Origin of the sequence: Oceanidesulfovibrio marinus (genome assembly GCF_013085545.1) — a bacterium.
GTDB classification, from domain to species: domain Bacteria; phylum Desulfobacterota; class Desulfovibrionia; order Desulfovibrionales; family Desulfovibrionaceae; genus Oceanidesulfovibrio; species Oceanidesulfovibrio marinus.
In genome coordinates this window covers 1,757,986-1,772,972 of the sequence record NZ_CP039543.1, presented here as the reverse complement: position 1 = coordinate 1,772,972, position 14,987 = coordinate 1,757,986, and the positions used below count along the sequence as shown (strand labels likewise).

General features: G+C 65.3%; 12 protein-coding genes. 9 read left to right on the top strand and 3 right to left on the bottom strand.

All coding sequences use genetic code 11. From position 1 onward, the window contains the following. Positions 1 to 13 precede the first annotated feature (13 nt). Genes murD through ftsZ form a run of 8 tightly spaced genes read left to right on the top strand, consistent with a single transcriptional unit; the run spans position 14 to position 9,312 of the window. Positions 14 to 1,303 (top strand): UDP-N-acetylmuramoyl-L-alanine--D-glutamate ligase, encoded by a 1,290-nt coding sequence (gene murD, locus E8L03_RS07960; protein ID WP_171267031.1) that lies wholly within the window; start codon positions 14 to 16, stop codon positions 1,301 to 1,303. Positions 1,304 to 1,306: 3 nt separating this feature from the next. Beyond that, positions 1,307 to 2,464, top strand: a complete 1,158-nt coding sequence (ftsW, locus tag E8L03_RS07955; protein ID WP_171267030.1) for a putative lipid II flippase FtsW — start codon at positions 1,307 to 1,309, stop codon at positions 2,462 to 2,464. A gap of 2 nt (positions 2,465 to 2,466) precedes the next feature. Next, a complete protein-coding gene (gene murG / locus E8L03_RS07950; RefSeq protein ID WP_171268452.1) occupies positions 2,467 to 3,552 on the top strand; it encodes an undecaprenyldiphospho-muramoylpentapeptide beta-N-acetylglucosaminyltransferase in 1,086 nt (361 codons plus the stop codon). 9 nt (positions 3,553 to 3,561) lie between these two features. Then, positions 3,562 to 4,926 carry a UDP-N-acetylmuramate--L-alanine ligase gene (murC, locus tag E8L03_RS07945; RefSeq protein ID WP_171267029.1) on the top strand — a complete coding sequence of 455 codons (1,365 nt, stop codon included), beginning with the start codon at positions 3,562 to 3,564 and terminating at the stop codon, positions 4,924 to 4,926. A gap of 5 nt (positions 4,927 to 4,931) precedes the next feature. Continuing rightward, a complete protein-coding gene (gene murB, locus E8L03_RS07940; RefSeq protein WP_171267028.1) occupies positions 4,932 to 5,828 on the top strand; it encodes a UDP-N-acetylmuramate dehydrogenase in 897 nt (298 codons plus the stop codon). Beyond that, positions 5,819 to 6,694, top strand: a complete 876-nt coding sequence (locus tag E8L03_RS07935; protein WP_144233769.1) for a cell division protein FtsQ/DivIB — start codon at positions 5,819 to 5,821, stop codon at positions 6,692 to 6,694. Before murB ends, E8L03_RS07935 begins: the two co-directional genes overlap by 10 nt. 34 nt (positions 6,695 to 6,728) lie before the next feature. Beyond that, a complete protein-coding gene (gene ftsA / locus E8L03_RS07930; RefSeq protein ID WP_144233770.1) occupies positions 6,729 to 7,955 on the top strand; it encodes a cell division protein FtsA in 1,227 nt (408 codons plus the stop codon). 52 nt (positions 7,956 to 8,007) lie between these two features. Continuing rightward, positions 8,008 to 9,312: a cell division protein FtsZ gene (gene ftsZ / locus E8L03_RS07925; RefSeq protein ID WP_144233771.1), complete on the top strand. Its 1,305-nt coding sequence runs from the start codon at positions 8,008 to 8,010 to the stop codon at positions 9,310 to 9,312. A gap of 264 nt (positions 9,313 to 9,576) precedes the next feature. Here ftsZ and E8L03_RS07920 read toward each other — a convergent pair whose 3' ends face one another. Then, positions 9,577 to 10,380, bottom strand: a complete 804-nt coding sequence (locus E8L03_RS07920; protein WP_171267027.1) for a hypothetical protein — start codon at positions 10,378 to 10,380, stop codon at positions 9,577 to 9,579. Positions 10,381 to 10,511: 131 nt separating this feature from the next. Here E8L03_RS07920 and E8L03_RS07915 point away from each other — a divergent pair, with 131 nt between their 5' ends. Beyond that, on the top strand, positions 10,512 to 11,543 hold the full coding sequence (locus E8L03_RS07915) for an Lcl C-terminal domain-containing protein (RefSeq protein ID WP_171267026.1): 1,032 nt from the start codon (positions 10,512 to 10,514) through the stop codon (positions 11,541 to 11,543). Between the two features lie 154 nt (positions 11,544 to 11,697). On the opposite strand, the gene E8L03_RS07910 is transcribed toward E8L03_RS07915, so the two are convergent. Together E8L03_RS07910 and acs are read right to left on the bottom strand one after the other, a co-directional pair. Further along, positions 11,698 to 12,762: a phosphotransacetylase family protein gene (locus E8L03_RS07910; protein WP_144233774.1), complete on the bottom strand. Its 1,065-nt coding sequence runs from the start codon at positions 12,760 to 12,762 to the stop codon at positions 11,698 to 11,700. Between the two features lie 74 nt (positions 12,763 to 12,836). Continuing rightward, positions 12,837 to 14,972: an acetate--CoA ligase alpha subunit gene (gene acs / locus E8L03_RS07905; RefSeq protein WP_171267025.1), complete on the bottom strand. Its 2,136-nt coding sequence runs from the start codon at positions 14,970 to 14,972 to the stop codon at positions 12,837 to 12,839. Positions 14,973 to 14,987: the final 15 nt, after the last annotated feature.

Here is a 14,987-nt window from a genome sequence, read left to right as displayed (position 1 = left end):
GGTTTATAAGAAAATGCAAGGAACCAAGATAACATCCACCCCCCTGGCAGGCCGCCGCGCCGGCGTGCTGGGCAGCGGCCGTTCCGGCCAGGCTGCGGCCCGCGTGCTGCATGCCATGGGCGCCGCGGTGCGCGTGGTGGACAAAGACGCCGCACGGCTCGCCTCGGTCTACGACGGCACAAAAGAGGGTGGCCTCTTCGAGCTGGTGAGCGGCGAGCACGAGCCGGCGCAGTTCGCCGGGCTGGACCTCCTGGTGGTCAGCCCCGGCGCGCGTGTGCGCGACATCGAGCCGTTTCTGCCGGCCGACCTGCCCGTGATCTCCGAGCTGGAGCTCGCCTCCCGTCAGGTGCAGGAGCCGGCCATCGCCATCACCGGCACCAACGGCAAGACCACAACGGCCAGCCTGACCGATTTCATGCTCCGCCGCGCCGGCAAGAAGGTTTTTTTGGGTGGCAACATCGGCACGCCCCTGTCCGAGTACCTGCTGACCGAAGACCGCGCCGACGTGATCGTGCTCGAGGTCTCCAGCTTCCAGCTCCAGCACTGCGAGACCTTCCGGCCGCGTGTAGGCGTGCTGCTCAACTTCTCGCCGGACCACCTGGACTACCACGCCTCTCTGGAGGAGTACCTGGAGGCCAAGCTCAAGCTGTTCGAGAACCAGACCGGCGAGGACGTGGCGCTCATCGATCAGACCCTGCGCGGCGAGATCGAGAAGCGCGGCGGGGTGGCTGCCCGGGTGGAGTGGCTGACGACTGAAATCGATTTCAGTACCCCGCACCTGCTGGGCGCGCACAACCGCCAGAACCTGGAGGCGGCGTGGAAGGCCGTGCGCGAGATGGGCGTATCCGAAGAGGACGCCCGTGCCGCGGCGTACGACTTCGAACCGCCGCCGCATCGGTTGCAGATCGTGGCCAACAAGCGGGGCATCATCTTTATCGACGACTCCAAGGCGACCACCGTGGACTCCCTGGTGGCGGCGCTCAAGGCCATGGACCGCCCGGTGCGGCTGCTGGCCGGCGGCAAGTACAAAGGCGGGGACCTGGAAGCGTTGCGGCCGCTGCTTGCGGAAAAGGTCCGCAGTGTTGGGCTGTTCGGCGGGGCGCGCGAGGTCTTCGAAAAGGCCTGGACCGGTGCGGTTCCCGTGTTCTGGGAAGAGACCATGACCAAGGCGTTCGCCAGGCACATGGCCGAGGCCGAGGAGGGCGAGGCGATTCTGCTCTCGCCGGCCACTGCCAGCTTTGACCAGTACAAGAGCTACGCGGAACGCGGCAACGAGTTCCGCCGCCTGGCGGAGGAGGCGTAGACGATGCGTGCGCCCACGAGACAGGAATTCCGCGAGATCCTAGCCGGGTTCGACTTCTGGCTGCTCCTCGCCACCGTGCTTATGGCCGTCTTTGGACTGGTCATGGTTCTTTCGGCCAGCGGCATCATGGCCGAGAAGTACTTCGGCGGGGTCTACTACTTCTTTGTGCGCCAGCTCGCATGCTGCGTGGTTGGCGCCGGTCTCATGGTTTTCCTGGCTCTGGCTCCGCAGCAGATATTCCTCAAGACGCACTACTTCCTGCTGGGCATTGCCTGCGCACTGTTGCTCACTGCGCTGTTCACGCCCCTGGGGGTGGAGGTCAACGGCGCGCGGCGCTGGATATCCCTGGGCATCACGCGCATCCAACCCATGGAGTTCGCCAAAATCGCGCTGGTGCTCTACCTTGCCTGGTTCCTGAGCCACAAGAAGGACCTGGTGCGCACCTTCAGCGTGGGCGTGGTGCCGCCGTTCGCGGTCACCGGCCTGTTCGGCGTCCTGCTGCTCATGCAGCCGGACTTCGGCGGCGCGGCCATGCTCGCCATGCTCCTGTTCCTGATGTGCCTGGCCGGCGGCACCCGGCTCGTCTATCTTTTCATGTCCGTATCCATGGCTGCCGGCGGCGCATTCCTGCTTATCGTCAACTCACCGTACCGTTCGCGCCGACTGCTGGCTTTCCTCGATCCCTTCAAGGACGCCATGGACACGGGCTACCAGCTGGTGCAGTCGCTGTACTCCTTTGGCGCCGGCGGGTTCTGGGGCGTGGGCCTGGGCGCGGGCAAGCAGAAGCTCTTCTTCCTGCCCGAGGCGCACAACGACTTCATCGTGGCGGTGATTGGCGAGGAGCTCGGATTCGCCGGCCTCAGCCTGCTCTTCTTCCTCGTGGCCATCCTGCTCTGGCGGGGGTTCAACGTGGCCGTGAAGCAGGAGGATCTGCACCGCCGTCTGGTGGCGTACGGCATGACGCTGATCCTGGGCCTGGGCGCGATCCTGAACATGGCCGTGGTGCTGGGCGTGGCGCCGCCCAAGGGTGTGCCCATGCCGTTCGTGAGCTACGGCGGCTCCAGCCTGCTGGCATCCTTTGTCTGCGCGGGCATCCTGCTCAATCTTTCCAGGGAGACGGACCCCGTGGTGCGGCGGGCGGCGGTGGGAGGTGCGGCATGAGCCTGTCGCGCGTCATCCTGACCACCGGCGGCACCGGCGGCCACATCTTCCCGGCCCTGGCAGTGGCCGAAGAGATCACCGCGCACAACCCCGGCTGCCGCGTGCTCTTTGTGGGCACGAAGCGCGGTCCCGAGGGCGACCTGGCGCGGAGTCGCGGCCTGGAGTTCAAGGCGCTGCCCTCGGCCGGCGTGCTGGGGCGCGGTTTGCGCTCCGTCTCCGGGATCGCATCGCTCATCGCCGGGCTGGCTCTGGCCATCCCGCTGGTGCTGCGCTACCGGCCCGATGCAGTGGTGGGCTTCGGCGGCTACGCCTCCTTTGCCGCTGTGGCCGCTGCCTTTCTGCTGCACCGGCCCACGGCCCTGCACGAGCAGAACAGCGTGCCCGGCGTGGCCAACAGGCTCCTGGGCCGGATCGTACGTACGATCTTCCTCTCCTTCCCGGACACGCACAAGCGCTTCCAGGCGGAGAAGACCGAACTGGTGGGCAACCCGGTGCGCCAGGACATCCGCGCCCTGGCGAACGCACCCGCGAAGCCTGCGGGCGAGAAGCGCCGCCTTCTTGTGCTGGGTGGCAGCCAGGGGGCCAAAGCGCTCAACGACGCCATGCTCGAAGCCCTGCCTGTGTTGCTGGAGGCCGGCATCGAAATCGTCCACCAGACCGGACCGCGCGATTTCGAGCGCGTCCGGCAGGGATACGAAGGTTTGAAGAGCAGCGGCGCGGATGTGAACAGCCCGCGGGCGTTCATCGAGGACATGGCCGGCACATACGCCTGGGCAGACCTCGCCGTGTGCCGCAGCGGCGCCTCCACCGTGTTCGAGCTCGCGGCCTCCGGCACGCCGGCCGTGCTGGTGCCGTTTCCGTATGCAACCCACGACCATCAGCGCGTCAACGCCGAGTACCTGGCCAAGGCTGGCGCGGCCGAGCTGGTCCTGCAGCAGGACTTCAGCGGCGAACGGCTGGCGAAGATGGTTATTGAACTGACAAGCGACCGCGACCGGCTCGCGGCCATGGCCAAGGCGGCAAAAAGCCAAGCCATGCCCCAGGCCGCCGCGATAATGGCGCAGCGCATCGAGGCGCTGGCCGCATAGGGTGGAACAATGTTTCGTACCAAAGTCACCAAAGTACACATGATAGGCATCGGCGGTTCCGGCATGAGCGGCATCGCCGAGGTGCTGCTCAACCTGGACTACACGGTCACCGGCTCGGACATGTCCGCCGGTCCCATGGTCGACCACCTCAAGGCGCTCGGCGCGACGATCCACCAGGGGCACGACGCCGGCAACCTCGGTGACGCCCAGGTTGTGGTGCGCTCCACGGCCATCAAGGACGACAACCCCGAGGTCATGGCGGCCAACCAGCTCGGCATCCCGGTCATTCCCCGCGCCGAGATGCTGGCCGAGCTCATGCGCCTGCGCACGGGAATCGCTGTGGCCGGAACCCACGGCAAGACCACGACCACCTCGCTGCTGGCCGAGATTCTGGACGAGGCCGGGCTCGACCCCACCGTGATCATCGGCGGCCGCCTCAACGCCTACGGCTCCAACGCGCGCCTGGGCGAGGGCGAACTCATGCTGGCCGAGGCCGACGAGTCCGACGGCAGCTTCCTCTGCCTGCTGCCCATCATCACCGTGGTTACCAACGTGGATGCCGACCATCTGGACTTCTACGAGGACCTCGACGCCATTGACGACGCCTTTGTGCAGTTCATGAACGGCGTGCCTTTCTACGGCATGAATGTGGTCTGCGGCGACGACCCCGGCGTGCAGCGGCTCATCCCCCGCGTGCGCCGGCCCGTACTCACCTATGGCCTGAAGCCGGAGAACGACCTGCGCGCCGTGGATGTGGAGTACGGACCCACCAGCAGCTTCACCGTGATCTACAAAGACCGGGAGCTGGGCCGCGTCTCGCTGCGCCAGCCGGGCCGGCACAACGTGCTCAACGCGCTGGCCGCCATCGGCGTGGGACTCGAATCCGACATCCCGGCGGACAAGGTGCTGGCTGGCCTCGCCCGTTTCGGCGGCGTGGGCCGGCGGTTCGAGCACAAGGGCGAGAAGGGCGGCGTACTCGTGGTTGACGACTACGGCCACCACCCGGCAGAGATTCGCGCGACCATCGAGACGGCGCGGCTTTCCTACCCGGACAAGCGACTCGTGCTCGTGTTCCAGCCGCACCGCTTCTCCCGCACGCAGGCCCTGTTCGGCGAGTTCTGCCAGGCCTTCGACAATGTGGACGAGCTGCTGCTGACCGAAATCTATCCGGCGTCGGAGAAGCCCATCCCCGGCGTGAGCGGCATGAGCCTGGCCCAGGGCATCAGCCAGATATCCCAGACGCACGTGAGCTTCTTCCCCAAGTTTGACGACGTGAACCTGGCACTCCCCACCATGCTCAAGGAAGGGGACCTGTTGCTGACCATGGGCGCCGGCAACGTCTGGCAAATCGGCATGAAGTATCTGGAAGGATAAGGAATATGGCCCTGACGATCATCGAATCTCCCTCGCTCGCAGAGCTGACCACGTTGCGCCTCGGCGGCAATGCGGTCGCGTTGGTGCGCGCCTCCGGGAGCGGTGATCTGGATGCGCTGCCCGAGACGCTGGAAAAGCTCGGCGGAACGATCCATGTGCTGGGCCGCGGCTCCAACATCCTGGCCAAGGACGGCGCAATTGCCGCCACGCTGGTGCAGTTCGACGAGGCCGAGCCGGCAATGACCATGGAGCACGAGGCCAAGGACACCGCCGTGGTCCATGTGTCCGCCTCGCTCTCCCTGCCGGCCCTGGTGCGCAAGCTGGTGGCGGCAGGGCTCTCGGGTCTGGAAGGGCTGCTCGGCGTGCCCGGCTCCGTGGGCGGGGCCGTGGCCATGAACGCCGGGGCCTTTGGCTGCGAGATTGGCACCGTTCTCGAAGCCGTGCAGATTTTTTCGCCGGAGCGCGGACTGGAGTGGCTGGACCGCGACGGTTTTGCCACGGCGTACCGGGCGTTCACGCTGACCAGGCCGGTCTCGTGGATGGTCGTTACCGCGGCGCGGCTCCGGCTGCCCAAGACGGGGGCCGAGGCGACCAAGGCGGCGGCCGACGAGGCCATTGCCAAGAAGAAGGCGGCGCAGCCTCTGTCCGCCTGGAGCGCGGGCTGCGTGTACAAGAACCCGGCTCTGGGCGTGGCCGCCGGGTGGCTGCTGGACGAGGCCGGTTTCCGCGGCAAGACGCTGGGCGGAGTCGGTTTCTCGGAGAAGCATGCGAACTTTCTGGTGAATTATGGAAAAGGAACGTCTACCGAGGCGTTCGAGCTTCTGGCCATGGCTGAAGAAGCCGTGGCGGAGCGGAGCGGTTACACGCTCGTGAAGGAGGTCAGGGTTTGGCCGTGCAGCTAGCAAAACAGGGCGGGATGGTCCGCCGCAAGAAGGCGGGCAACCGCTACAGCGTGCGCAAGGACCGCGCCGGCGCCGCCGTCAAGGCGATTGCCGCCGGGGGCCGCGGGCTCTTGCCCGCGTTCCTCAAGACCATGACCATCGGCGGCTCGGTGGTTCTGGCCGTGGTCTTCTTCCTGGTCGTGAGCTGCGGCCTGCTGATCGGTTACCGATACCTGACCCATCACGAGTACTTCGCGCTCAAGAAGCTGGAGGTGAGCGGGAACAAGCGACTGGCCAACGTGGAGGTGCTCTCGGCGGCCGGCGTGGCCCTGGGGCAGAACACGCTGGAGCTGAACATGCGCGACGTGGAGTCCGGGCTCCTGGCCAATCCCTGGGTGGAGCGCGCCATGGTCAAGCGGGTGTTGCCGTCCACGTTCCGGATCACGATTTTCGAGCGCACGCCGCGCTACTGGCGCCGCAAGAACGAGGAGCTCTACTACGCCGACGCCCAGGGCCGGACCATCGCGCCGGTCACGGCGAACCAGTTCACGTCCATGCCGTTGCTCGAAGAGCAGGCAGACATGCATGACGGCGCGGTGTTCTCGCGGCTGCCGGAGCTGACGTCCCTGCTGGCGGACGCGGGACTGCCGTTTACGGTGCAGCATGCGAGTTGGATACGTGCAAGCCAGGCAGGCGAGATCGAGCTGCGCTTCGACGACGCGGGGCTCACCATGGGTTTGGGAACGGACGACCTCGACGGCAACGTGCAGCGGCTCTCCCTGGTCTACCAGGACCTGGTCAGGCGCGGAGAGCTGAATAGAGTCAAGGCGTTGCGCGCACACGGCCGGCGCGTCTGGGTGCAAACACACGGCAGCGCCGCCGGGTAGGGCGGCTTTTCAAGGCGAAGGCAAGGAGATTTCAATGGCCAAAGGCGAACTCATCGTCGGACTGGACATAGGGACCACGAAAATCTGCGCTGTGGTGGGCGAGCCCACCGAGGAAGGCGTCGATATCGTCGGTATCGGCACGAGCCCATCCACTGGCTTGCGCAAGGGCGTGGTCGTCAACATCGAGCAGACGGTCCAATCCATCAAGAAAGCCCTGGAAGAGGCGGAGCTCATGGCCGGCTGCGAGATCCGCAGCGTGTACGCGGGCATCGCTGGCAGCCATATCAAGGGCTTCAACAGCCACGGCGTCATCGCGGTGAAGGGCGGCGAGGTCGGCCCCAAAGATGTGGAACGCGCCATCGACGCGGCCAAGGCCGTGGCCATTCCCCTGGATCGCGAGGTCATCCACATCCTGCCGCAGGAGTACATCGTGGACGACCAGCGGGGCATTGCCGATCCCCAGGGCATGGCCGGCGTGCGGCTGGAGGTGAAGGTGCACATCGTCACCGGAGCCGTCACCTCGGCGCAGAACATCGTGCGCAGCTGCCACCGCTCCGGCCTGGACGTGGCCGATATCGTACTGGAGTCCCTGGCCTCGTCCAAGGCCGTGCTCACGGAAGAAGAGCGCGAGATCGGCGTGGCCCTGGTGGACCTGGGCGGCGGAACCACGGACATCGCCGTGTTCGCCGACGACTCCATCAAGCACACAGGGGTTCTGGCCCTGGGCGGCGCCAACCTGACCAACGATATCGCCTTCGGCCTGCGCACGCCCATGGTCGCGGCCGAGAAGATCAAGATCAAGTACGGCTGCGCTTTGGCAGAGCTGGTCAAGAGCTCGGACACCATAGAGGTGCCCAGCGTGGGCGGGCGGGACGCCCGCCGCCTCTCCCGCCAGGTGCTTGCCGAGATCTGCGAGCCCAGGGTGGAGGAGATGCTCTCCCTGGTGGACCAGGAGCTCGTACGCTCCGGCTTCAAGAACCAGATCGGCGCGGGTGTGGTGCTCACCGGCGGCACCTCGCTCATCGAGGGCATGCAGGAGCTGGGCGAACAGATTTTCAACATGCCCACGCGGGTTGGTTTCCCCAGCGGAGTGGGCGGTCTCAAGGACGTGGTGAACAGCCCGATGTACGCCACGGCCGTGGGGCTTCTGATGTACGGCGCGGAAAAGGAAGGGATGGAGCACAAGTTCCGGATCCGAGACGCCAACGTGTTCAATCGCATCCTCTCGCGGATGCGCAAATGGTTTTCCGACATCTCCTAGGGGCGGGGGTCCCATAGGAGCAACATCTAAGGAGTGGGAAAGGAGACGCGTTATGGAATTCATGGAAATCGACGGCGATCAGATGGCGAAGATCAAGGTCATCGGCGTTGGCGGCGGTGGTGGAAACGCCGTGAACAACATGATCAACTCGGCGCTCAAGGGCGTGCGTTTCGTTGCGGCGAACACGGACATCCAGGCGCTCAACCGCAGCCGCGCGGAGTTCAAGATCCAGCTCGGCGAAAAGCTGACCAAGGGCCTGGGCGCCGGCGCCAACCCGGACATCGGCAAGGAAGCCACCATCGAGTCCATCGACCAGGTGAAGGAAGTGGTGGGCGATTGCGACATGGTCTTTGTGACCTGCGGCATGGGCGGCGGCACCGGTACTGGCGCTGCCCCGGTCATCGCCCAGGTGGCCAAGGAGTGCGGCGCGCTCACCGTGGGCGTTGTCACCAAGCCGTTCTACTTCGAGGGCAAGAAGCGCCGGGAGCAGGCGGACAAGGGCATCCTGGAGTTCAAGGAGTACGTGGACAGCCTGATCACCATCCCCAACGACCGTCTCCTTGCCCTGGCTTCCAAAAAGGCCACCTTCATCGAGATGCTCAAAAAGGCGGACGAGGTCCTCTACTACGCGGTGAAGGGCATCTCCGACCTGATCATGGTGCCCGGCCTCATCAACCTGGACTTTGCCGACGTGAAGGCCGTGATGAGCGAGATGGGCTTGGCCATGATGGGCACGGGCATCTCCCGCGGCGAGTCCCGCGCGCGTGAGGCCGCCATGAAGGCCATCACCAGCCCGTTGCTGGAGGATGTCTCCATTGAGGGCGCCCGCGGCGTGCTCATGAACATCACCTGCGGACCGGACCTGACCATCGACGAGGTGAGCGAGGCCGCCTCCACCATCTCCGAGGCCGCACACGAGGACGCCAAGATCTACTTCGGTACGGTTTTCGATCAGGACACCAGCGACGAGATGCGCATCACCGTCATCGCCACGGGCATCGAGCTGGAGATGGAGTGCGACGGCACGGACCGCGGCTTCTCCATCCAGCAGGGCCAGTCCGCCGCATCCCTGCGCGGCGGCGGTGGTGGCGGCAATGGCGGCAACGTCACCAAGCTGCCTGGCCGCTCCCGCGCCGAACAGCCCAAGACCGGCCAGGCCCGTGTGGGCGGCGGTCAGCGCCAGACCCGTCGCAACCAGGAAGATGATTGGAACATCCCCAGCTACCTCCGCTATAAGAAGGGCCAGGATGAGCACATGCAGCAGGCTGTGAACAACCACGCGCCCGGCGAGGATGACTTCATCTTCGACGAAGACGAGTTCGAAATTCCGTCCTTTATCCGCAAGCAGGCGGACTAGGACAACGAGCGTTGCCGTACCGCCGCCCGGAATGATCCGGTGCGGTGATGCGGCTTCTCCACCCCCACTCCACGTGGACCCGGGGCGGGCAACTCCCGCCCCGGGGTCCCACGGCTCAAGCTTGGGGGCCTGCCGGCGTCTCCAAGCCGGTCGATCTCTCGTCGCCAGCAGTAGGGCTGCCCTCTTCAGCAGGGTTGATCCCGTTGCACTCCTGCCTCATCCCGCCGCCATATTCCGGACGGCGTCTATCCGCACTTCACGGCGTCAGCCGCGCCAGGGGCTGTTGCGTAGCCGCGTCGATCTGGCGCGCGTCCAGTACGTGAACCACGCCACACCCGCGGCCGCCAGCACAGCCAGGGCGGCCATCCAGTAGTGCGGGCCATGCTGCACATTGGCGGCGGCTATGGCCACGCATCCCCAGACCACAGGGAGCGCATACAGAATGGCGCCGCGCAGTTGGCGCTGCACGCCTATGCACAGTGTGCACGCGCACAGGAGCAGCACGGCGGCCGCGCCTGTCTCGCCCAGGCCGAAGAGGCGTATGTTGATGAATGCGAGGAACGAGGAAATGTTGGCGAAGAGCGCCAGGGAGATCCAGCCGGTGAAGAGCAGGAAGGGCCAGTGGATGAAGGCCCGTCGGCGTTTGGTGAGCACAAAGGCGTCCGGCTGGATGTTGAAGAGCACAACGATCAGCAGAAGGAGCTCGGCCGCGGCGATGAGCACGGTGACGAAGGAGAGCCCTGTAAGTTGCGCCGCCACAACCCACAGCGCGTTGAGCGCGAAGACGATGGCCGAGGGCAGGCGGATGACCGCAAGGATGGCGTCGTACCGCTGGCCGGGCAGAAGCTGGTACACGGCGTAGAGGAAGGACCAGAGATAGATGACGGCCCAGATGGCAAAGGCCCATCCGGCCGGGGTGAGCGGTGTGCGCACTGCCTCGGCCCGGACCGCCACGGTCTGGCCAACGCCCAGGTTGGGCAGGAACATTACAAGGACCTGGACGATGGCGAGCGCCACTATGGTCCAGGCCAGCAGGGATTCGCGTTGCGAGCGTGTTGTGAACGACACGGTATCTCCTGGGGATGGTTGCATGTCGGCGGCAAACAATTAGTATGTAGTCTGCTGGTGGAGCGCTGGCAAGCACGGCGGGAATGTATAGCACGCGTGCTATCGGCGATGAACTCTCACAAGGACGAGCTATGGATTTCCAATGGGTGACGCCCCTGGCCACGGGGCTGGAGCAGTGCCACGACACGGGCGGCAGGGAGGTCCCCTGCGACGACAGCGGGCAGGACGCGGCGTATGGGCTGGGATTGCGCGTGGACGGAGCGCGGTTCGAGCTGGATACGGCAGGCGAGGTCGTGCGCGACCGGCTGACCGGGCTCTACTGGACGCGCGACGCCAGCCAGGGCGGATTTCCCGTGTCCTGGCGGGAGGCGCTGGAGTACATCGCGCAGATGAATGCCGATTCGGCCCATGGTCGCGCAGACTGGCGGTTGCCCAACCGCCGGGAGCTGCGCAGCCTGGTGAACCACGGCCGCCGCAGGCCCGTGCTGGACGAGGATCACCCCTTCGCCTCGGTCTTCCAGAACTGGTACTGGACCTCCACCACGGCGGCCAAAGAGCCGGGCTATGCCTGGCGCGTACACATGGCCGGCGGGCGGATGTTCTACGGCCGCAAGGACGAGGGCTCCATGGTCTGGGCCGTGGCCGGGACGAGCGATATTTTACCCAAAACCGGACAATCCGAGTGCTTCGATGATGTGGGGCGTGTCATCGAGTGCGACGGCACGGGCCAGGACGGTGCGTTGGGCATGGGCGTTGCCTGGCCAGGGCCACGGTTTACGCCGCATCCGGATGACGAAAATGCGGTGCTGGACCGGCTGACCGGCCTGCTGTGGCGGGTGAACGCCCACGAGTGCGGCCGCCTGACCACCTGGAAGGAGGCGCTGGACGTGGCCACGCAGGCTGGAAATTCGCCGGCCGGGCCGTGGCGGCTGCCCAACATCAACGAGCTCGAATCCCTGGTGGACTGCTCGGCCCACGATCCGGCGCTGCCGGCCGGCCATCCCTTCGAAAATCCGCAGGAGGCGTACTGGTCCTCCACCACCAGCGCGTTTGAACCGGACTGGACCTTCAACCTTTATCTGCACAAGGGTGCCGTGGGCGTGGGCTACAAGGCCAACGCGGAGTTCTCCTGCTGGCTGTGCGCCGGGCCTGTGGCCGGGTGATACCGATGTAGCCCTGGCACGGACGGTCCGTGCATCACGTTGCCGCGATCAACATGAAAAAGGCCCGAACCGGATATTTCGGCGCGGGCCTTGTGCATATCGATATGGGGTTTGTCGTCTAAGATGACAGACAAGAGCCGTCCAAGATAATGGACTAGATGCCCATCTGCTCCTTGAGGTAGTTGAAGTCGATGGAGGAGGAGACGAGCTGCGCGCCCTGCTTGATCTTGATGACCGCGCGGAGCTTGTGCCGCGAGAGGATGGCCTCCATCTTCTTGGCCACGGTGTAGGTGTCGTCCCGGACCACGATGATGGGGATGGAGAGCACCTCGGAGCGGGTCAGAATGATGTCGTTGGGATAGAGGTTGCCGGTGAGCACCAGGCAGGGGCAGTTGCCCTCCAGCGCCACGAGCTGTACGTCGGAGCGGTCGCCGCCCACGATGACCGCGGAGTTCTTGTTCTTGCGGAAATGGGTCATGAAGTTCTCCACCTGCATGGTGCCAATGAGGAAGTTCTCCACAACCTTGTCCGACTTGTTGTGCGCGGAGATGATCTTGCCGCCCAGACGCTCGGCCAGGTCGCCCACCTTGATGGCGCCCATGAGCGGGTCCTTGGGGATCACGCCCACCACCTTCACGTCGTTGTGCTCCAGGAAGGGCTTGATGAGGCCGTCCACCTCGGGCATGAAGTTCGGCGGAATATCGTTGAGGATCACGCCGGCCAGGGAGTCGCCCAGGGTGTCTTTCAGCACAACGAGGTAGTCGTAGTTGAGCTCTTTCTGGAGGCGGTCGATGACCACGCACTTGATGCCGAGCTGGCGCACGACGTTGATGCCGTCCAGGCGGCAGTAGCGGCCGGAGTACATGGAGCCGGAGCCGGCCACAACCATGGCGTCGTGCTGATCGGAGAGCTTCTTGTAGGAGCCCACGATGTTCGGCATGAGGTCGTCGCACTGGCCCGAGAACGCCTTGACCTTGAAGTCCTGGGTTACGACAACGGGCGTGACGTCGGTGGGATCTTCCTGGAGGCCCAGCACTTCCTGTACAAAGTGCGCGTCCTCGTCACCCATCTTGCCGTCGATGTCCATGGGCATGGCTCCGACGGGCTTCATGTAGCCGACGTTGTAGCCTTCCTTCTGCAGCCGCAGGCCGATACCCATGACGACCATGTTCTTGCCGGAGTACCCTGCGGTGGAACCGATGTAGATGCCGCCAGCCATTGTGATATCCTCCTTGGGAAAGGGCTGTGCGCACTATACCGCGCGAACCCTCTGTAGGCAAAAGGGTTTTTTCGTCATGCGTCCCCGTTCTCCGCGGCCTTTTCCTGAGGGGCCAAAATCACGCGCACGTCGGCCACCACGGCGCCATCCGGGTTGACGAGCACGGGGTTGAACTCGGCCTCGTCGATCTCCGGAAAGTCCAGGGCAAGCTGCGCCATGATGAGGATGATCTCCTCCAGGGCCGCGAAGTTCACGGGTTGTTCGCCGCGGACTCCGCGCAGCACAGGAAACGATTTGATTTCGCGGATCATCTGTTTGGCGTCGTCCAGCGTCAAGGGGGCGAGTCGCGCAGAGATGTCCTTGAGCACCTCCACGTACACGCCGCCCAGGCCGAAGATGATGAGCGGGCCGAACTGGTCGTCGCGCTTGAACCCCACGATGACCTCGCGCGATCCGGACGCCGCCATGGACTGCACCAGGCAGCCGGAGATGAAGGCGTCCTTGCGCAGACGTTGGGCCCGGGAGGTGATGTCCATGAACGCGGCGACGACTTCCGAGGAGTCCTGCAGGTTGACGCGCACGCCGCCCACGTCGGACTTGTGGGATATCTGGGGCGAGGCGATCTTCAGGACCACGGGGTAGCCGATACGCTCGGCCGCCTCCACGGCCTGCTGCGAGGTGCGGGCCAGCTCCGTCTTGGGCACTGGCAGACCGTAGGAGTTGAGCAGGCCCTGGGCCTGGAACTCCACGATCTCCAGGGCGTTGCGTTCTCGCGCATCGGCAATGACCGTGCGTGCGGCCTCGATGTCCCGGCGGATGCAGAGCTCGGCCGGGGCCGGTCGGTTCCTGCGCTCGTGGTACTCGTACATGGCCTCGATGCCGGCGATGGCCGGCTCCGGGAAGGAGTAGACCGGGATGGAGGCGTCCTGGAGCATGCGCTTGCCCGGACCCACCACCTTGTCGCCCATGAAGCAGGCAAAGACCGGCTTATCGAGCTTTTCGGCGATCTCAATGACGGCCTGCGCCGTCTCCTTTATCTGGGCGGACGCCGTGGGCGAGAGGAGCACGAGAATGGCGTGGACCAGCTCATCCTTGGCGACCACCTCCAGCGTCCTGGCGTAGCGCTCGGCCGAGGCGTCGCCGATGATGTCGATGGGGTTGTACAGCGAGGCGTAGGCGGGCAGGAACTCGCGCAGGGCCTTGGACGTCCTGGCCGTCAGGCTGGAGAGGTTCAGGCCGCTTTTTTCTGTGGCGTCGGCAGCCAGGATGCCGGGGCCGCCGGAGTTGGTGATGATGGCCAGGTTCGGCCCCTTGGGCAGCGGCTGGGTGGAGAAGCAGGTGGCGAGGTTGAAGAGGCTGGCCACGTCATGTACGCGGATCACGCCTGTCTGCCGGAAAGCGGCGTCGTAGGCCTGGTCGCTGCCGGCGATGGCTCCGGTGTGGGACGAGGCCGCCTTGGCGCCGGAGGCCGTGGTGCCGGACTTGATCATCACCACCGGCTTCTTCATGGTCATGGCCGAGGCGGACTCCATGAACCGCTTGCCGTCGGACACGCCCTCAATGTAGCCGAGAATGACGTTGGTCTGGCCATCCTCGGCGAGGTAGTCCAGCATGTGGGACTCGTCCAGCACGGCCTTGTTGCCCAGGCTGATGAACTTGGAAAAGCCGATGTTGTTGCCCAGGGCCCAGTCCAGGATGGAGACGCAGAGCGCGCCGGACTGGGAAAAAAAGGCGATGTGCCCGCTTTCGGGATAGCCGGTGGCAAAGGATGCGTTGAGATCGGAGTCGGTGGCGATAAGGCCCAGGCAGTTGGGGCCCAGCAGGGCGATGTCGTTGTCCCGGGCGATCTTGGCGATCTCCTCCTCCAGGTAGTAGCCCTCGCGGCCCACCTCGCGGAAACCGGCGGTAATGATCGCCACGGCCTTGACCTTCCTGGCTGCAAGGTCTTTCATGACCTCGACCACGGCTGCGGGCGGGATGGCGATGACGGCGAGGTCGAGCCCCTCGGGCAGATCGGCCACGTCCTGCGTCACCGGCAAGCCCAGAATCTCGCCGGGGTCGGGATTGACCGGGTAGATTTTTCCCGTATACCCGGCATCCAGCAAGTTGGAGACTATGATATTGCCTATCTTGCCCGGAGTCGCGGACGCGCCGATCACGGCCACGGAGCCGGGCTCGAACAGTGCGGCGAGTGATTTGTTGCTGACCATAGAGCAGCTTACCTC